The organism is Spiroplasma culicicola AES-1, assembly GCF_000565175.1.
Classification (GTDB): Bacteria; Bacillota_I; Bacilli_A; order Mycoplasmatales; family Mycoplasmataceae; genus Spiroplasma_A; species Spiroplasma_A culicicola.
Genome location: NZ_CP006681.1, coordinates 59,429 through 77,466, shown reverse-complemented (window position 1 = coordinate 77,466; position 18,038 = coordinate 59,429). Strand labels below are relative to the sequence as shown.

At 28.0% G+C, this 18,038-nt stretch carries 14 protein-coding genes and 1 pseudogene; 3 read left to right on the top strand and 12 right to left on the bottom strand.

Annotated elements, in window-relative coordinates:
- Nucleotides 1-4: 4 nt before the first annotated feature.
- The 8 genes from uvrB to SCULI_RS00335 all read right to left on the bottom strand — a co-directional run bounded on the left by uvrB (nucleotide 5) and on the right by SCULI_RS00335 (nucleotide 9,822).
- Nucleotides 5-1,987, bottom strand: coding sequence for an excinuclease ABC subunit UvrB (uvrB, locus tag SCULI_RS00370; RefSeq protein WP_025362661.1), 1,983 nt, complete (start codon nucleotides 1,985-1,987; stop codon nucleotides 5-7).
- Nucleotides 1,988-2,121: 134 nt separating this feature from the next.
- Nucleotides 2,122-2,559: a hypothetical protein gene (locus tag SCULI_RS00365; protein ID WP_025362660.1), complete on the bottom strand. Its 438-nt coding sequence runs from the start codon at nucleotides 2,557-2,559 to the stop codon at nucleotides 2,122-2,124.
- Nucleotides 2,560-2,712: 153 nt separating this feature from the next.
- The gene (locus tag SCULI_RS00360; protein ID WP_025362659.1) at nucleotides 2,713-4,155 is read right to left on the bottom strand and encodes an MFS transporter; all 1,443 of its coding nucleotides are present in this window, start codon (nucleotides 4,153-4,155) and stop codon (nucleotides 2,713-2,715) included.
- Nucleotides 4,156-4,235: 80 nt separating this feature from the next.
- Entirely contained in the window at nucleotides 4,236-5,738 is a 1,503-nt protein-coding gene (gene glpK / locus SCULI_RS00355; RefSeq protein ID WP_025362658.1) for a glycerol kinase GlpK, read from the bottom strand.
- 20 nt (nucleotides 5,739-5,758) lie between these two features.
- A complete protein-coding gene (locus SCULI_RS00350) occupies nucleotides 5,759-7,162 on the bottom strand; it encodes an MFS transporter (RefSeq protein WP_236621713.1) in 1,404 nt (467 codons plus the stop codon).
- Between the two features lie 18 nt (nucleotides 7,163-7,180).
- On the bottom strand, nucleotides 7,181-7,894 hold the full coding sequence (locus SCULI_RS00345) for a glycerophosphodiester phosphodiesterase (protein ID WP_025362656.1): 714 nt from the start codon (nucleotides 7,892-7,894) through the stop codon (nucleotides 7,181-7,183).
- Nucleotides 7,875-9,062, bottom strand: a complete 1,188-nt coding sequence (glpO, locus tag SCULI_RS00340) for a type 2 glycerol-3-phosphate oxidase (RefSeq protein ID WP_025362655.1) — start codon at nucleotides 9,060-9,062, stop codon at nucleotides 7,875-7,877. Before glpO ends, SCULI_RS00345 begins: the two co-directional genes overlap by 20 nt.
- A 22-nt stretch (nucleotides 9,063-9,084) precedes the next feature.
- The gene (locus tag SCULI_RS00335; RefSeq protein WP_025362654.1) at nucleotides 9,085-9,822 is read right to left on the bottom strand and encodes an MIP/aquaporin family protein; all 738 of its coding nucleotides are present in this window, start codon (nucleotides 9,820-9,822) and stop codon (nucleotides 9,085-9,087) included.
- Between the two features lie 368 nt (nucleotides 9,823-10,190).
- Here SCULI_RS00335 and SCULI_RS00330 point away from each other — a divergent pair, with 368 nt between their 5' ends.
- Nucleotides 10,191-10,652 carry a hypothetical protein gene (locus SCULI_RS00330; protein ID WP_025362653.1) on the top strand — a complete coding sequence of 154 codons (462 nt, stop codon included), beginning with the start codon at nucleotides 10,191-10,193 and terminating at the stop codon, nucleotides 10,650-10,652.
- Nucleotides 10,653-10,896: 244 nt separating this feature from the next.
- On the opposite strand, the pseudogene secA reads toward SCULI_RS00330, so the two are convergent.
- Nucleotides 10,897-13,659: pseudogene (secA, locus tag SCULI_RS00325) on the bottom strand (preprotein translocase subunit SecA); the annotation flags it as partial.
- A 235-nt stretch (nucleotides 13,660-13,894) separates the two neighbouring features.
- On the opposite strand from secA, the gene SCULI_RS00320 reads away from it, so the two are divergent.
- On the top strand, nucleotides 13,895-14,485 hold the full coding sequence (locus SCULI_RS00320; protein WP_025362651.1) for an IMPACT family protein: 591 nt from the start codon (nucleotides 13,895-13,897) through the stop codon (nucleotides 14,483-14,485).
- 12 nt (nucleotides 14,486-14,497) lie between these two features.
- A complete protein-coding gene (locus SCULI_RS00315; protein ID WP_025362650.1) occupies nucleotides 14,498-15,463 on the top strand; it encodes a 5'-3' exonuclease in 966 nt (321 codons plus the stop codon).
- Between the two features lie 26 nt (nucleotides 15,464-15,489).
- Here the strand turns inward: SCULI_RS00315 and SCULI_RS00310 are convergent, their stop codons facing one another.
- From SCULI_RS00310 to atpG, 3 genes are read right to left on the bottom strand one after another with little or no spacing between them, the layout of a single operon-like run.
- The gene (locus SCULI_RS00310; protein ID WP_025362649.1) at nucleotides 15,490-15,780 is read right to left on the bottom strand and encodes a F0F1 ATP synthase subunit epsilon; all 291 of its coding nucleotides are present in this window, start codon (nucleotides 15,778-15,780) and stop codon (nucleotides 15,490-15,492) included.
- Nucleotides 15,780-17,171, bottom strand: a complete 1,392-nt coding sequence (gene atpD, locus SCULI_RS00305) for a F0F1 ATP synthase subunit beta (RefSeq protein WP_025362648.1) — start codon at nucleotides 17,169-17,171, stop codon at nucleotides 15,780-15,782. Before atpD ends, SCULI_RS00310 begins: the two co-directional genes overlap by 1 nt.
- Before the next feature lie 21 nt (nucleotides 17,172-17,192).
- On the bottom strand, nucleotides 17,193-18,038 hold the full coding sequence (gene atpG, locus SCULI_RS00300; protein WP_025362647.1) for an ATP synthase F1 subunit gamma: 846 nt from the start codon (nucleotides 18,036-18,038) through the stop codon (nucleotides 17,193-17,195).

Sequence of the window (18,038 nt, the reverse complement as noted above, 5' to 3'; positions counted from 1 at the left end):
TCCTTTACTCTGCAGATAACTCTAAAATTAAATCTCTAAGTTCAGCAGCTTTTTCATAATTTTGTTCTTTGGCAGCTTCAAGCATTTGCTTTCTGATGTCCTCAATTAATTTTTGTTTTTCTGTTAATCTTTCTTTTTTTGATTTCTTATTAATTGCATCTAATTGATTTTTTACAGATGCAGACATTCCAAAGTCTGAAAGTTTTTTGATAATTGTTGTTGGTGTAATATTGTGTTCTTTATTATATGCAATTTGTTTTTCTCTTCTTCTTGAAGTTTCTTCAATTGCTTCTGCCATTGCAGGTGAAGTAGTATCTGCAAAGAAAATAACTTTTCCTTCTGAGTTTCTTGCAGCTCTTCCTACAGTTTGAATTAAACTTCTTGTATTTCTCAAGAACCCTTGTCTATCAGCTTCAAGAATACATACTAAACTAACTTCAGGAACATCTATTCCTTCTCTTAATAAGTTAACTCCAACAATTACATCATAAACACCTTTTCTTAAATCAAATAAAATCTGATTTCGTTCTAAAGTTTTTAATTCAGAATGTAAATACGCAACTTTAATATTTCTTTGAATTAAAAAATCTGTGATTGCTTCTGATTGTTTAATTGTCAATGCTGTTATAAAAACTTTTTGTTTCTTTTCAGAAACTTGATGAATCATTGAAATAATTTCTTCCATTTGATTAACTGTTGATTTAATTTCAATAATTGGATCAACTAAACCTGTTGGTCTAATGATTTGTTCAACGACTTTATGTTCTGTTAATTGTAATTCATAATCTCCAGGAGTTGCTGAAGTATAAATTACTTGTTTCAATTTATTTGCAAACTCTTCAAAGTTAAGTGGACGATTATCTAATGCACTTGGTAATCGAAATCCATGCTCAACTAAAGTTTCTTTACGACTTCTATCAGTATTAAACATTCCTCTAACTTGGGGAATCATCATATGTGATTCATCAATGATTGTCAAAAAGTCATCTCCAAAATAATCAATTAAACTAAATGGAGCAACTCCTGATGCTCTAAAGTCCAAATGTGCAGAATAGTTTTCAATACCACTACAAATCCCAAACTCTAATAAAGTTTCAATATCATAACGTGTTCTTTTATTTAAACGATCTGCTTCTAACATTTTGCCTTGTTCTAAAAGTTGTGCTACTCTTTGTTCTAATTCTTTTTCAATATTGGCACATACTGTTTTAATTTTGTCAAAGTTAGTTACATAAGCAGCTGCAGGATAAACTGTAAACAATCTTAATCTATCTTTTACATTATTATTTAATGTATCAACAATATCTAACGCTTCAATTTCATCACCAAACATTGAAACTCTTAAATGATATTCATCAGTTCAACTTGGAGCAATCTTAATAACATCTCCCTTAGCTGAGAAGCATCCCATTTCCAAGTTATCATCATTTCTTGTATAACCAGTTTGTACTAAGAAAGTTAAAAGTTCTTTTTTTGAAATTGCTTGTCCCACTGCAAGTTCAAAAAACACTTCACTATATTCTTTTGGATCTTGAGTTGCATAAATTGCTGCCACTGATGCTACAACAATTGTATCTTGGCGAATTGTTAATGCATTCATTGCACTAAGTCTCATCATTTCTAAATCATTGTTTCTTTTTGCATCTTTATCAATATATAAATCTTTAGCTGGAATATATGCTTCTGGTTGATAGAAGTCGAAGTTTGATACAAAGTATTCAACTCTATTGTTGGGAAACAATTCCTTTAATTCAATATACAATTGCATAGCTAAAGTTTTGTTGTGAGCAAGAACCAAAGTTGGTTTATTAATAGTTTTAATCACATTTGCCATTGTAAAAGTTTTACCAGTTCCTGTTGCTCCAAGTAATACTTGATGCTTTTTGTTTTCTTTTAAACCTTCAATCAATTGCGCTATAGCAGCTGGTTGATCACCACCTGGTTTAAATTCAGTAACTAGTTCAAATTCGCGAAACTCTTTTTTCATAACAAAATCTCCTATGTAAAAATTCTAGGGTTTTGCCCTAGACCTGTCTATATCAACGAATAGATATTAACATAAATTTAAAAAAATATGTTTTCAAAAAAATTTTAAAGAGCGCTATATTTAGCGCTCTTTAATTATTTAATAATTGATCCAAAATCTTTTTCATTCATACTTTTTACAAATTGTTCAAAACTCATCTCTTTTTTAGTTATTGTCATAAGATTTCTATAATATACTTCAAGAAATTTTTTATCAATTATTGCTTTAATTAGAGCTTCATTAATTGAATAGTTTTTCTTCAATACAAGTGAATTGTAATAATAATACATGTTATACAAAGCTTTATTAACATCTTTATTTTGATTATGTTTGTTCAACATTAATCTATAATCTTGGCATACTAAATATGCTTGCTTATAACCTTTTTTCTTTGGTATAAGTTTTATAACATTTGAATTAAGTTTCTCATTTAAACTATCACAAAAATTACGTGTAAATTCTGTATATGCTATTGTTCTTTTTGCAAATAATCAGTCATATGCTGATAGTATATCCATAATTAAATCACTCATAATTGTATTTCTCCTTTTAATTTATAAAATTATTATCTCATTAAAAGGTAAATTTAGTTTGTTACTAAAATTTCTCTAAAGATTTATTTATCATATAATTTTAATTCAAACTTAATTGTATGTGATTTATATTTTTACTTCTGCTTATTTTGTCTACAAAGCTTTATTTAATTTTTCTCTTTTAATTCATTGCATTAAAATTAAAGCAGAAACAATACCTATGATTCCTCCAATCACAATAATTAGCATTAATCATTGATATGCGATTTGATAACTATAGCCATCTGGGGTTATCCCTTCAAAACCGGGGGTTTTATAAACTTTAGTTAATGATGCATTTGCTTGTTGAAATCATGCATCAGGAGAAAATGCAATCACACTTATTAGACCAACAGCTGTTGCATATTGTTTTTGACTAACACCAATTTCATAAATAGTTGCTCATCTATTTGTAACAAGTGCTCAACAAATTGCTCCAAGAACTAAGTAAAATATAAACACTACTATTTGAACAAATAATTTGTAGCCTTTGCTCATATCATAAAAACTACCTGTTTTAAATCCTGGCAGAATTGCAGATATTGTAATTAGAAAAGTTGCAATAATTGTCCCAATCATTAAGAACTTTATATATTTACCTGACCTATCTGCAATTTTTCCCGATCATGCTGAAAAGAAAAACCTAAAAAGATATGTACGTAATAGTCCTGCTACAAAAACAATAATTGTAGCAATGATTAAAGTAGAATTCATAAATGGAACTAAAATACTTAATCCACTTTGATACATATATACGCCCATAATAACGAATGATAGCAATCAGACTTTTCCATTTTTTAAGACTTCTTTTAAATCTTTGATACTAAATTCATTTACAATTTTGTTATCACTCTTTTGTTCTTTTACAAATAGGATTAATAAAATTACATCAATACCTATTAATCCACAAAATATTCAGCACATTATTGTAAAAGCTCAAGTAGAGTAAGTAGTTTCATTTACAAAAATTGGTGTAAACACTGTAAAAAGAGCAAAACCAAATGCCACAAAGATAGTACCAATAAATCCATTTAAACTACCATGAACTCCATTTAACATTCCATTTTCTTCTTGTTTACCTTGTTGTGATAATAATTTTCAAAGAGGAGCTCAAAATATAATTTTTCCTACTGCTCAAATACTATATATGACCATCACTTGAACAAAACGTTCTGTTTGACCACCAGAATTTAATTTGGCAACATCATTGATATTATCTCAAACTATTCCTCCTCCATAAGTTAAACCAACCATTCCATATCAAATACCAGATATACCAAAAATTGATAAACCTATAATTGTTAATCATTTTAGACTAAATTTATCTCCAACAATACTTCCAAAAAAATAAATTGCCAATGAAATATATCCATATATTGCTGTTGCTTGTCCCAATTGACTATTTGATATACCTAAATTCATTGCAATAACTTCTTGGTTAATAACATTTTTTAAATATGAGGGAAAAATAAAGACTAAAACATCAGCAGTAGCTAAAAGTGAAATTATTCACATGGTTTGTTTACTAACTCATTTTTTTTCTAATTTATTTTTCATTTATCTTATTTCCATAATTCTATTTAAAATACTTACAAATGATAGATTATAGAAAATTTATTAAAGATCTCTTTAAGTTATTATTCATTGATATCTTTCAATCAATTTCTTGTTCTTGAAACTGCTTCTTTTCATCCTTTCAATATTTTTGACATATCTTTATTAGCTTTAACTTCTTTATCTACTTCTCAAATGGCTCTAATTTCATCAATATCTTTTCAATAACCAACAGCTAATCCTGCTAAATATGCAGCACCCATTGCTGTAGTTTCAACATTTTTAGGTCTAATAATTTTTGTTTTAGAAATATCAGCTTGGAATTGAAGTAAATAATTATTATTTGAAGCTCCTCCATCAACTTTAATATTTTTAATCTCTATTTTTGAATCTTCTGCCATTACTTTAAATACATCATTGGATTGGAATGCAATAGCTTCAAGAGCTGCTTTAATAATATGTTCTTTTTTAACACCACGATCTAATCCAAAAATAGCTCCTCTAGAATAAGGATCTCAATATGGAGAACCTAATCCTGAAAAACTTGGTACTAAATAAACTTGACGATTATCATCAACTTGTTCTGAATATCATTCACTTAATTGAGTTTTGTAAATTATTCTTAACTCATCTCTTAATCATTGCAAAGTTGCTCCTGCCATCATTACAGAACCTTCTAATCCATATGTAAATTTACCATCAATCATATAAGAAACTACAGTTAATAAACCATTGTTTGAAACGATTTTTTTATCTGCTGTATTCATAATAATAAATGCACCTGTTCCATATGTGACTTTAATTTCACCTGGATCTAAGCAAATTTGTCCAAATAAAGCAGATTGTTGATCTCCAATTGAAGAAGCAATTGGAATTTGATAATCTGAATTTTTAGAAACCAATTCTGAGAAAGTATATCCATAGATTTCACTATTTGATTTAATTTCTGGAACCATACTCTCTGGAATATCAAATAATTGTAATAATTCTTTATCTCATGTATGAGTGCTAATGTTATACAGCATTGTTCTAGAAGCATTTGTATGATCTGTTAAAAATGTTTTTCCACCAGTTAATTTTCAAATCAATCATGTGTTAACATTTCCAAAATACAATTCATTATTTTTTGCTTTTTCTTTTGCACCTTTAACATTATCAAGAATTCATTTTACTTTACTTGCAGAAAAATATGCATCAATTACCAATCCAGTTTTTTCACGAATAATTTCTTTATGTGTTTTTGCAAGTTCAATACAAAATTCATCTGTTCTGCGATCTTGTCAAACAATTGCATTATAAATTGGATTCCCTGTATTTTTATCTCAAACAATTACAGTTTCTCTTTGATTTGTAATTCCAATTGCAGCAATTTGTTCTGGAGAAATGTCTTTTTGATTTAAGACTGATAACAATGTAGTTCTTTGAGTGTTTCAAATTTCAATTGCATCTTGTTCAACTCAACCATCTTGAGGATATATTTGTTGAAATTCCTTTTGACTTAAAGCAACAATTTCTCCTTTTTTATTTAAAATTAAACTTCGAGCACTTGTTGTACCTTCATCTAAAGTTATAATATATTTTTCCATCTAACATCACTTTCTTTCTTTTATGAATGTTGAGCAACTTGCTCACTTTTTAGATTTACTTTTTTCTTTTCATTTTTTAAACAAATCATTAATATTATTCCTCCAACTGCAGCCAATAGACCGATTCCAGTAATAATAAAAAGACTAATCTGATTTGCTAACTTATTATCTTGATATCCATTTTCTGTTCCAAAATTTTTCAATAAAATTGAATCTATTTGTCAAAATCATGCATCTGGTGAGAATGCTAAAAATGAAATAAACCCAACAGCTGTTGCATATTGTTTGTGATCTACATTTATTTCATAAATAGTTGCTCATCTATTTGTAACAAGTGCTCAACAAGTGATACCTAACATTAAGTAAAGAGCACTAACCAATACTTGAATTAAAATTTGTATTCCTTTTGACATATCAGTAAATGAAGTTTCTGTAAAACCAGGTAAAAGGGTTGCTGTAACACATAAAATTGAAGAGATAACTAAACCAATAGTTATAAATAAAACATATTTTTGCGTTTTATCAGCCATTTTACCAGCAGGCACTGAGAAAAATGCTCGAAATAAATAAGTTCGACATATTCCCAATATAACAACTACCACACCTGTGACTAATAAGGCATCTTGGATATATGTTACAAAAACACTTAATCCTGATTGAAACATATAAACACCCATAATTAATAATGTAGCAAGTCAAACTTTATAATTTTTTAAAACTACCATAAGTGTATGTAATTCAAATTTAACTTTTTCTCCATTTTCTTGTGATTCATTTTTATGTTCTGGTACAAAAAACCATAATAAAAAACAATTTAATAATATAAATCCACTAAAAACAAATACTAAGGCACTAAAAGCATATGCTCCTAATGTTTCATTTCATATATCATTCATTAATCAAAATACAAGATATGCAATCGCAATGATTGCACTTCCTATCAATCCATTTAAACTACCATGAACTCCATTCAAAGTACCATTTTCTTCTTTTGTTCCTTGTTCTGATAATAATTTTCACAATGCACTTCAAAATATAAAGCATGTTACAAATGATCATAGTGAAAAGATAATATACACTTGGGCAACTTTACCCGACTCAATAAATGGAATAAATCCATATCATATTCCAATAATTCCAACAGAGCCTAAACCAACAAGTGATAATTTTTTTAAACTAATCTTGTCAGCTAAATAACCTCCTGCAAAATAACTCAATAAAGCAACATAGCCATAAATTGAATTAGCTTGAGAAAATTGACTTGGTAATATTCCAAGTGATTCTGAAATTAAAACAGAAGACATTACATTTTTTAAATAGAATGGTACAGCCATAACTAAAACATCAGCTAATGCTAAAATTGAAATTATTTGAATTGTTTTTCTACTCATTTTATTTTTTTTAACAATTTCTTTTGTCTCCAAAATTTTATTCCTCCTTTTTTAGGGATTAATAACTAAATTTGGAATATCACTTATATAAGCATATATAAGTTCTGGACCATAAATTTTATGTAAGATTTTTACATCATTATTATTATTTTTAAATGTCCAAATGTTCATTTTTTTATTAAGTTTTTTTATAAATTCAATATTATTTTTTCTTTTTAAAAAACCAACATAAGGATGAATATAATCAAATTCTTGTAATAAAGACATATCAATTTGACTAATAAACTCAAATAAATATCCTTTTTTAAAATGATTATCTAATTGAGAAATAAACTGCAAAGCATTAAGACCAAATGAAGAAACAATAATTTCTGCATTCGTTTTTGAAGCCAAATAATTTAATGCATTTTTAATAATTTCAAATTCCTGCTCAGAATATCTGTCAGGTTTTATTTCAACATTTATAACTTTATATTGATCACTAATTTTATCAATAAAATCTTCTATAAATAAAGGAGGCAATCACTCAGGGTTATTTTTAAAAAAAGGTAGTTCTTTAATTTGTTCATATGTAAAATTGCGAATTGTTTTATCAACATTGCCAATTCTTTTAAAATTATGATCATGAAAAATGATTATTCTTTTATCTTTTGTCATTCGAATATCAAATTCAACACCTTTACATACTTTTAAAGCCTTTATAAAATCAACCATTCTGTTTTCACCATTGGGATTTCTAAAACCTCTATGCGCTATTAGCATCATTTAACTTCCCTTCGTTATATAAAATGTTTTTTTCATAAGGATCTCAATCAGGTTTTAAATTAAGGGGCCTTACATTTTTTACCATCTCTATTACATAATCAGCAATTGCAGGGGCTGCACTAATTCCTGGACTTTTAATACCAGCAACATTAATAAACTTGTTATTAGATTTAGCATACTCAATATAAAAATCATCTGTCTCTTTAAAAATTGCTCGAGAACCAGCAAATCGTAAAGTGATTTTCTCTGTATCTAAATTAGGCATAATTTTTTTCCCTATTTGTTTTATTTCATTTAACTTTGCATCTGTAATTAAGCGAGTTGCCTCTTTATTAACACCATCTTCAGCTGTTGGACCAACCAATAAATTTCCATCTAACATAGGAGCAATAATAACTCCTTTACCATGAATTGAAGGGACCATAAATAAAACATTATTTACTTTATTATTTTGAGAAGGTTTTAAAACAATATATTCTCCTCTTTTTGTACTCAATTCAAAATCTGCATATCCTGCCAATTTTGAAATTTCATCTGCAAAATGCCCAGCACAATTAATAATCATTTGTGAGTAGAATACATCTTTTAGAGTTTTAATCTCATATTGTGTTTCATTTTCTGTAATTTCAATTACTTTTTGGTTAAATATAATATCTACTTGGTTTTTTTTAGCATTTTTTAAAAGTACTCCTGTTAATTCAGCAGGATCAATTACAACCGAACTATTGCAAAGTAAAGCTTTGGAAACTTCATCACTAATTTTTGGTTCCATTGCTTTTACTTGTTCTTTTGAAATTAAATAAATTTCACTCTCAGTGCATCCATTACTAATTCCTCTCTGAATTAACATATCTAAATGTTTTTCTTCTTCTTGATTAAAAGCTAATACTAATGAATTTATTTGTTCATGCTTAAAATCCATTTCCTTAAATCAATCATTTTGGTATCTTTTTTTACCTAGTTGATTCAATTTAGCATTTAGTTTTCCTGGAGTTGGGTCAAATCCACCATGTATTACTCCAGAATTACCCGATGTTGTTTCTAATCCAAATCCTAGATTAGATTCTAAAATTAAAACTTTGATATCAAATTTAGATAATTCCCTTGCTATTGAAGCACCAATTATTCCAGCTCCAATAATACAAATGTCATATAAATTTTTGTTCATAAATTTCTCTCATTCTATCTTGTTATATTAAAAATAATGCACCAACCACAATTCCTGCAGTTAGTGGAGCTGCAACAGGAATTCAAGAGTAACCTCAATCTGATTTTACTTTTCCTTTTACAGGCAATAATTGGTGTACAATTCTTGGTGCTAAATCTCTAATTGGATTAATAGCATAACCAGTTGTACCTCCAAGTGATAATCCTATTCCAAAAACAGTTAGACCAACAAATATTGGACCCATTCATCCACTAAGTCCAAATCATACAGTTGTTGCAAATATTGCACAAACTAGTACAGCTGTTCCAACAAATTCAGCAAAGAAGTTTAAGAATACATTTCTATGGGTTGGACCAGTACTATGCATACCTAATACATTAGCAGCTGCTCCTGAAGAAATTGTATGTGTTATATGTTTAATGTAAAAAATATCTACAATGATTTGACCTAAAATAGCTCCAATCAATTGTCCAATAAAGAATAAAGGTATTAAACCTAAATCACCCACATTTGATTCTCATCCATTAATAAGCATTGCAATTGTTACTGCAGGATTTAAATGTGCTTTTCCATCTAAACCCGAAGCAATTGTTGCAGCTAATATTACAGCAAGAGCTCATCCTGCTGTAATTGCTATTCATCCCCCATTTTCTCCTTTGGTATCTTTTAAAATTATATTTGCAACAACACCATTACCTAAAATAATTAATAACATTGTGCCTAATATTTCAGTACCAAAATGTATAAATCAATTTTCCATATATCTCCTTTAAATCGTAAATTAATAATAAATCTTTATTATTCTCTAAAATATTAAAAACAATAGGGTTTTTAATATTCTTAAAACTATGATCTATCTTGTATTAAATTTACCACTCAAAAGCTGAATTAATTAAAGTTTTTTATTATTAATTTATAGTTTCTAAAAATATACTAGAAATAATAAAATGTCCTAGTATTTGATTCTAATCAAAAATATGCTCAACTTATTTATACAAAAAAAAAAAAAAAAAGCAAGGTTAAAAATGTTTCCTTATAAGTGGATCTATCATGTGGAACTTCTAAATTTAAAATTATTGTACAATTTCAGATTTTTTATAACGATAACTATAATGGGGGAAAAATAATATGACAAGTTTTAAAAAACAAATATCAAATAAAAATCTATTTTTATCTGCAATTGTCCAACAAAGTAAACCAATTGATAAAGAAGTTAAACAATGATTCACTGGAGATTACTTTGATACTGATAAAAACCACTATCTATTCACACAATTTATTGAAACTACTTTTGGAATTAAATTTAATCATACATTATTTAATTGAGAATTAACCATTGATGATATAATGCAAATGGAAAGTAAAAAAATTAAAATTATAAATAAATTTATTCTTTCCTATAACAGATTTATAAGTTTAAAGGTGGAATTAAAAATGCCAAAAATATCACAGCAATGTATTGATATGTATAAATCAATGAATGAACAAATAAAAATTCTGACTGAAAAAGTTGAAAAAGAAAAATCAATGCATCGTGAAGAAATAAAGAGATTAAAACAAATATTAAAAAAACACAATATTGTTGAATAATCTAAAAAATATAAAAACCACTTTATAGTAAAGTGGTTTTTAATTATCCTATTTTTGTTTTTGTAACAATTTTTTCTGTATCTTCAATTTCATCATCTGCAATTGAACCATCAGGATTTGTTTTAATTACTTTTTTAACATTTCCTTCTTTATCTTTAATTACAAATTCACCTTTATTATCTACAGGATCTTTTGACTCTTTATTTTTTTCACTTTGTTTTTTTGCAAGCTCAATAGAAACTGCTAATAAAATTTGTGATTCTAAAATTAATTTATCATGTTCATTCTCTGGAATGTCTTTCATTAGTTTTTCAAAACTATTTCTAACATCTTGAGGAGTAAAGTTTTTTTCTTTTAAACCAAACTTTTCAACAATACCATCAATTTGTTCTTGACTTAAATTTTTCATCATGTCTCTTTGTTGAACAAACATATTATCTAATTTTGTCATTAACCCATTTAAAACATGATATTGTAAATCAAGTTTACGTAAGACTTCTGGTTTTTCTTTGGCCTCTTCTCTTAACTCTTCAAAACGTTTTTCAACATTTGGTCTTGAGAATTTTTCTTTTTCAATCCCAATCTCTTCTAAAATTGCATCAATGTCTTTTTCTGTAACATTAACTATTTTTTGAGGTTGAGCTTCTTTTTTAAGATTAATTTTTACTTCACTATTATTTTCTTGAGGTTGTCCATTAGATATAAATGAATCATATAAACGCTCAAGTGAATCTTTAGCAATATTAACTTTCATTTTGTTAAACAATCTTGATGACTCTTCAACATATTCATGCAATGGATTATTTTGTGCATATTGTTGCAAGTAAATTCCACTTCTCAATTTTTGACTTAAGTTAATATGGTAAGTTCAATGTTTATCAAATGCTTGTAAAATAGTTCTTCTTTCCATTTCATGAATTACATTTTCTGGAACTGAACCAGTTTTGCCAATATATAACTCCATCATTTTTTGTTGAATAATTCTAGCCATTGCAGCTTTTTCTAAACCTAATAAATCAGTTGATGCAATTGAATTTGTAATGATATATTTTTCATTTAGAGCTTCAATTAATTGAGCAACATTAACTGTCCTTTCACCTCTTACAAGTTCAGAACATTCTTCTACTATTTCATATGCAATTGTGTATTGGAATTTTGACAATACTACTTTTAAATCTTCTTGTAATAAAATGTCATCTCTTTGAGCATACATTGCTTCACGTTGTTGACTTAAAATATTGTCATAATCTAAAACATTTTTTCTTTGATCAAAGTTTAAACCTTCAAGTTTCTTTTGAGCATTAGTAATTGCTCTTGTAAACATTTTTGATTTAATGTGGTCATCACCAAGTTTTAAAAACATTTCTCTAACTTTTGGAGCAGTAAACCTTACCATTAAATCATCTTCCATTGAAATATAGAATCTTGAACTACCAGGATCTCCTTGTCTTCCAGCACGTCCACGTAATTGGTTATCAATACGTCTAGCTTCGTTTCGCTCAATTCCCATAACAAATAGTCCACCAAGATTTCTTGTTTCTTCAGTTAACTTAATGTCAGTTCCACGACCAGCCATATTTGTTGCTAACGTAATTGCTTTTAATTGACCAGCCTTTTCAACAATTTCGGCTTCTCTATGGTGATTTTTAGCATTAATCATTTCATATGTAAGTCCAGCTTTTTCTAAATAACGTGCCACTTGTTCACTTGATTCAACACTTGTTGTTCCAATCAAAATTGGTCTTCCAATATCATTTAGTTCTTGAATATCTACCATTAATTTTTTTAATTTTGCATGACGAGTTCCAAAAGTTAAATCTGGTTCATCTTTTCTAATTATAGGTCTATTTGTAGGACAAACAATTACTCTAGTATTATAGATTTTAATAAATTCTTCTTCTTCAGTTTTGGCAGTTCCTGTCATCCCTGAAAGTTTATTGTATAAACGATAGAAGTTTTGATAAGTGATTGTTGCCAATGTTGAAGTTTCTTCTTCAATTGGTACACCTTCTTTAGCTTGTAAAGCTTGTTGTAATCCATCACTATATGCTCTACCTGGCATTGTTCTTCCTGTAAATTGATCAATTAAAACAATTTCGCGATCTTGAACAGTATATTCAACTTCTGCTCTAAAAGTAAAATTAGCTCTTAGTGCATTCATTACCAAGTGAAAAATTTCTGTATTTCTAACATCAAATAAACTATCAATACTAAAGTATTTTTGTGCTTTTTTAATTCCTACATCTGTTAAATAAACTTGCTTTGATTCTAAATCAATTTCTACATCTTCAACTTCTTTTAAAGTTTTGGCGCAAGCATCAGCTGCTTTGTACATATTGATTCTGTTTTGACTTCCCCCAGATATAATTAATGGTGTTCTTGCTTCATCTATTAAAATTGAGTCAGCCTCATCAATAATTGCGTAATTTAATTTTCTTTGTACTTTTTGGTTAAAATTATAAACCATGTTATCTCTTAAGTAATCAAAACCCAATTCTGAGTTAGTTGTATAAGTAATATCTTGAGCATAAGCTGCTCTTTTTTTATCCTTTGGTAAATCTCTTCCATTTAATCCAACAGATAAACCTAAAAAATTATAAACTTGACCGTTAATTTCGCTATCTCTTCGAGATAAATATTCATTAACTGTAACAACATGAACTCCTAAACCTGTTAAAGCATTTAAATATGCGGGAAATAAACCTGTTAAAGTTTTTCCTTCCCCAGTTTTCATTTCAGCAATATCTCCTTGGTGTAAAATAATACCCCCAATCAACTGAACTTTATAAGCTTTCATTTTTAAAACTCTAAATGCCGCTTCTCTAACTGTTGCATATGCTTCAATTAAAATATCATCAAGAGTTTCTCCCTTTGTTAATCTTTCTTTAAATTCTTCTGTTTTATCTCTAAGTTGTTGATCTGTTAATTTTGAATAAACTTCATCTTGAGCAATAATTAAGTCTGCAAGTTTACCATGTTTTTTAATAATACCAGTATCACGTGCCATAACAGCATCTTCCCTTCTGTTTTTATTTGTATAAACAACATATTAATTATATAGTTTTTTAACTGTTTTTAAAAACAAATAAATGATTAGTGCAATAAGCTTACTTTCTTTGTATTTTGTAGTTTTTAACTAGATTTAAAAATATATTATTATCACTAACATTAAATTTAATTTAGGGTTTTAATTTTTCTTTAATAGGGTAAAATATTATTTGTAACGAAGGGGATTTCATGAAATGAAAGTTCTTGATAACAAACAAGTATATGTTTTCCAAGAAACAATTAAGAAATCAAAATTCATTACTTACATAGGCTACATAAATTCAAAAGAAGATCTCAATAATTTTATTAATAAATATTCTAAGCCTGATGCGCGTCACAATTGCTGAGCTTATCAATATGGTGTTGATGATATTAAATATGGTTATAACAATGATGGTGAACCAACTGGGACTGCAGGTGAACCACTTTTAAAATTAATTCAAATTAATGATTTAACAAACATAATTATTTTTTGTGTGAGATACTATGGGGGTATCAAATTGGGAACTGGTGGTTTACAAAGAGCATATAGCAACGGAGCTATTGACCTTTTAAAACAAATCACTTCTAGAGAATTAATTTTAACAAATAAAGTCTCAATTGTTTTTAATATTGCAAGTATTAAACTTGTGAACAATTTTGTGCATTTAAATAAGATTGATTTGCTCAATTCAATCTTTGATAATGATAATGTAAGTTATGAATTTTTATTATTTGACTTAAACTTATTAAATTCAATCAACAAATTAATTATAGAAAGAACAATAGCTAACGGTTATTATTAGGAGTTAACAAAAATGGATATACAACAAGAATTAAAGAAAAAAATTGTTATAGTTGATGGCTATCATCTATTACATAAAGGTTATTATGGTTCACTTAAACGTAAAAAAGTAGCTGTAAATCGTGATGGGGTTTTAATCAATGCAGTTTATGTATTTGTTGCCAAAATTCACGAAATGATTGAGTCAAATGAATATCACACAATAATTGTTACATTTGATGTGGGAAAAGAATGTTGAAGAAAAGAATTATATCCAGCATATAAAGCAACAAGAAAAGAAACACCCTGTGATTTAATTCCCCAAATGCAATTGGTTAGAGATTTTTTAACTTCTGCAAATATACCATGATATGAAAAATGTCAATATGAAGGTGACGACATTATGGGAACTGTTGCTAGAGTTGCTGTTAAATTGGGATATCGCGTTGATATCATTTCAAATGATAAAGATACTTATCAATTAGTTTCTAAAGATGTTTGTGTTATTTCACAACAATCTAAAAAAACTTCAAGAGAAGTTATTACTGAAAAAGAAGTTTTCAAACGTTTTGGTTGCAAACCTTGTCAAATTCCTGATATGAAAAGTCTAATTGGTGATCACTCAGATAACATCAAAGGTGTTAAAGGAATGCATTATAATACTGCAATTAAATTAATTGAAAAATATGGTTGTGTTGAAAACATTTTTGAAAATTTAGATGACTTTACAATTGATCATCGTGAAAAACTTTTAAGAGCAAAAGAACAAATTCTTTTAAATAAAAAAATTGCCAAAATTCTTAAAAATGTAAGTATTGGACGCATTAATTTTAAACCTTTAAGAGTTAACTATATTCGCTTTATGGGATTTTTAAAACGTGAAAAAATGTGAGCATTTACAAGAATTATTGAAAATAAAGTTTTAAACCAAATTGATGAAAGAAAAAAACGTCTTGATGGTCTAGAAGAATTAAAACATGAATATATCTTAAAAGACTAAAAAACAACGCTTTAAAAAGCGTTGTTTTATTTTTTTGGACCGATCTTTTTACCTTTTGCATCAATCTCATATAATCATTGTGTCAATATTTTAACTTGATCTTTTGTAACTTGTAAAATTCCCCTATGAACATGAATGTATTTTAATCCTTGTTCATTTGTAAATTTAATAGTTCCAATTTTTAATGTTGAAACAAGTTGAGCATGTCGAGGATAAATTGTCATCTCTCCAGCATTTGTTTGAACATTGACTCAGTCAACTGGTACATTATCAATATAAGTTCCTTCTGGAGTAATTATTTTTAAATTAATTGGCATTATTTATTCTTTTTAGCTCTTTCTTGAACTTCTTCAATTGATCCAGCATACATAAATAAAGTTTCAGGTATATGATCTAATTCACCATCGAGAATTGCTTTAAATGATGTAATTGTATCTTTGACAGGAACATATTTCCCACTTCTTCCTGTGAATTTTTCTCCAACAGTAAATGGTTGAGACATAAAGTTTCGAATTTTTCTTGCTCTATTAACTACAGTTCTATCTTCATCAGATAATTCATCCATTCCTAAAATTGCAATAATTGATTGTAGTTCTTTATATTTTTGTAATGTTTCTTGCACTTTTAAAGCAACACTATAATGTTCTTCTCCAACAACAGTTGGGTCAAGCATTCTTGAACTTGAACTTAATGGATCAATTGCAGGATAAATTCCCAATGCAGCAATTGATCTATCAAGAACAACTCTTGCATCAAGGTGAGCAAAAGTTGTTGCTGGTGCTGGATCTGTTAAGTCATCGGCAGGCACATAAACTGCTTGTACTGATGTAATACTTCCTTTTTTAGTTGAAGTAATTCTTTCTTGCAAAGCACCCATTTCTGTTGCCAAAGTTGGTTGGTAACCAACAGCTGAAGGCATTCTTCCCAATAATGCAGATACTTCACTTCCTGCTTGTGTAAATCTAAAAATGTTGTCAATAAATAATAAGACATCTTGATTTTTTTCATCTCTAAAGTACTCTGCAATTGTTAAACCACTAAGAGCAACTCTCATTCTTGCTCCTGGAGGTTCATTCATTTGACCAAAGACTAAACTAGTTTTATCAATAACTCCAGCTTCAATCATTTCATAATACAAGTCATTTCCTTCTCTTGTTCTTTCTCCAACTCCAGCAAAAACTGAAATTCCCCCATGGGCTTTTGCAACGTTATTTATTAATTCTTGAACTAAAACTGTTTTTCCAACTCCAGCTCCACCAAATAAACCAATTTTTCCCCCTTTTGAAAAGGGCATCATTAAGTCAACAACTTTAATTCCAGTTTCTAAAATTTCTGCAGATGTTGTTAATTCATCATAGTTTGGTGCACTTCTGTGGATTGGCATTCTAATAGAATCAACTGGTGGTTTTTCATCGATTGGATCTCCAAGAACATTAAACATTCTTCCCAATACTTTGTCTCCAACTGGAACACTAATTGGTGCTCCTGTATTAAAGCCTTTCATTCCTCTTACTAAACCTTCAGTTGGTCCCATAGAAATAGTTCTTACTAAATTGTCTCCAATATGTTGAACTACTTCTAATACCAGTTTTGTTCCTTGATTATCTACTTCAATTGTATTGTAAAGTTCTGGCATTTGTTTTGGTTCAAAACGAACATCAACAACTGGACCTAAAACTTGAACAACTTTACCTTCACTAGTTTTCATAAATTATCTTCCTCCTAAGAATTATTCATCATTTTGTGCATTTGCACCACCAACAATTTCAGAAATTTCTTGAGTAATATTCTCTTGTCTTTTTCTGTTGTAAGCAATATTTAAAGTATGTGATAATTCTTTTCCGTTTTTTGTTGCAGCTTCCATGGCAGTTCTTCTACTTGCTTGTTCTGAAAGTTGAGATTCTAAAATAGTTCCAAATATTATTGTATTTAAATATAAAGATACACTTGTTGCCAAAATAGTTTCTGGATCTGGTTCTAACAAAATATCTTCACTTGAAGTAACTGTTTTATCTTTAATAATTGGAAATAGATTTATAATTGATGGTTCAAAAGTAGCATTATTAATAAATTTTGTATAAACAATATTAATTGCATCAACTTCACCTTGTGAATAAATTGATAATAAATCTGATGCTAAATTTTTTGCTTGATCACTTGTAAAGTTAACATCCACATCTAATAGTGATTTTTTAACTTTCAAATTATTTGAATTACAGTGACTCAAAATTTTTGAACCAATAGCAACAACTTCATCATTGCTTTTAATTTTATTATTAATAAGTTTGAAGATATTTGAATTATATCCTCCACATAAACCAAGATTTGAAGATATTACAACTCAAAGAGTTTTTTTAATTTCTTGATTTGGTTTTTTTAAATAGATTGAATCTTCAGAGTGATTAATAATGTAATTAAAAACATTATAAACTTCTTCTAAATATTGATGAATGTCACCAACTCTTTTTGAGATTCTTTTTAGCTTAGCTGTTGCAACTAATTCCATTGCCCCAGTAATTTTACCAATGTCATTTACAGATGAGATTTGTGATTTTAATTCACTTAAATTGGCCAT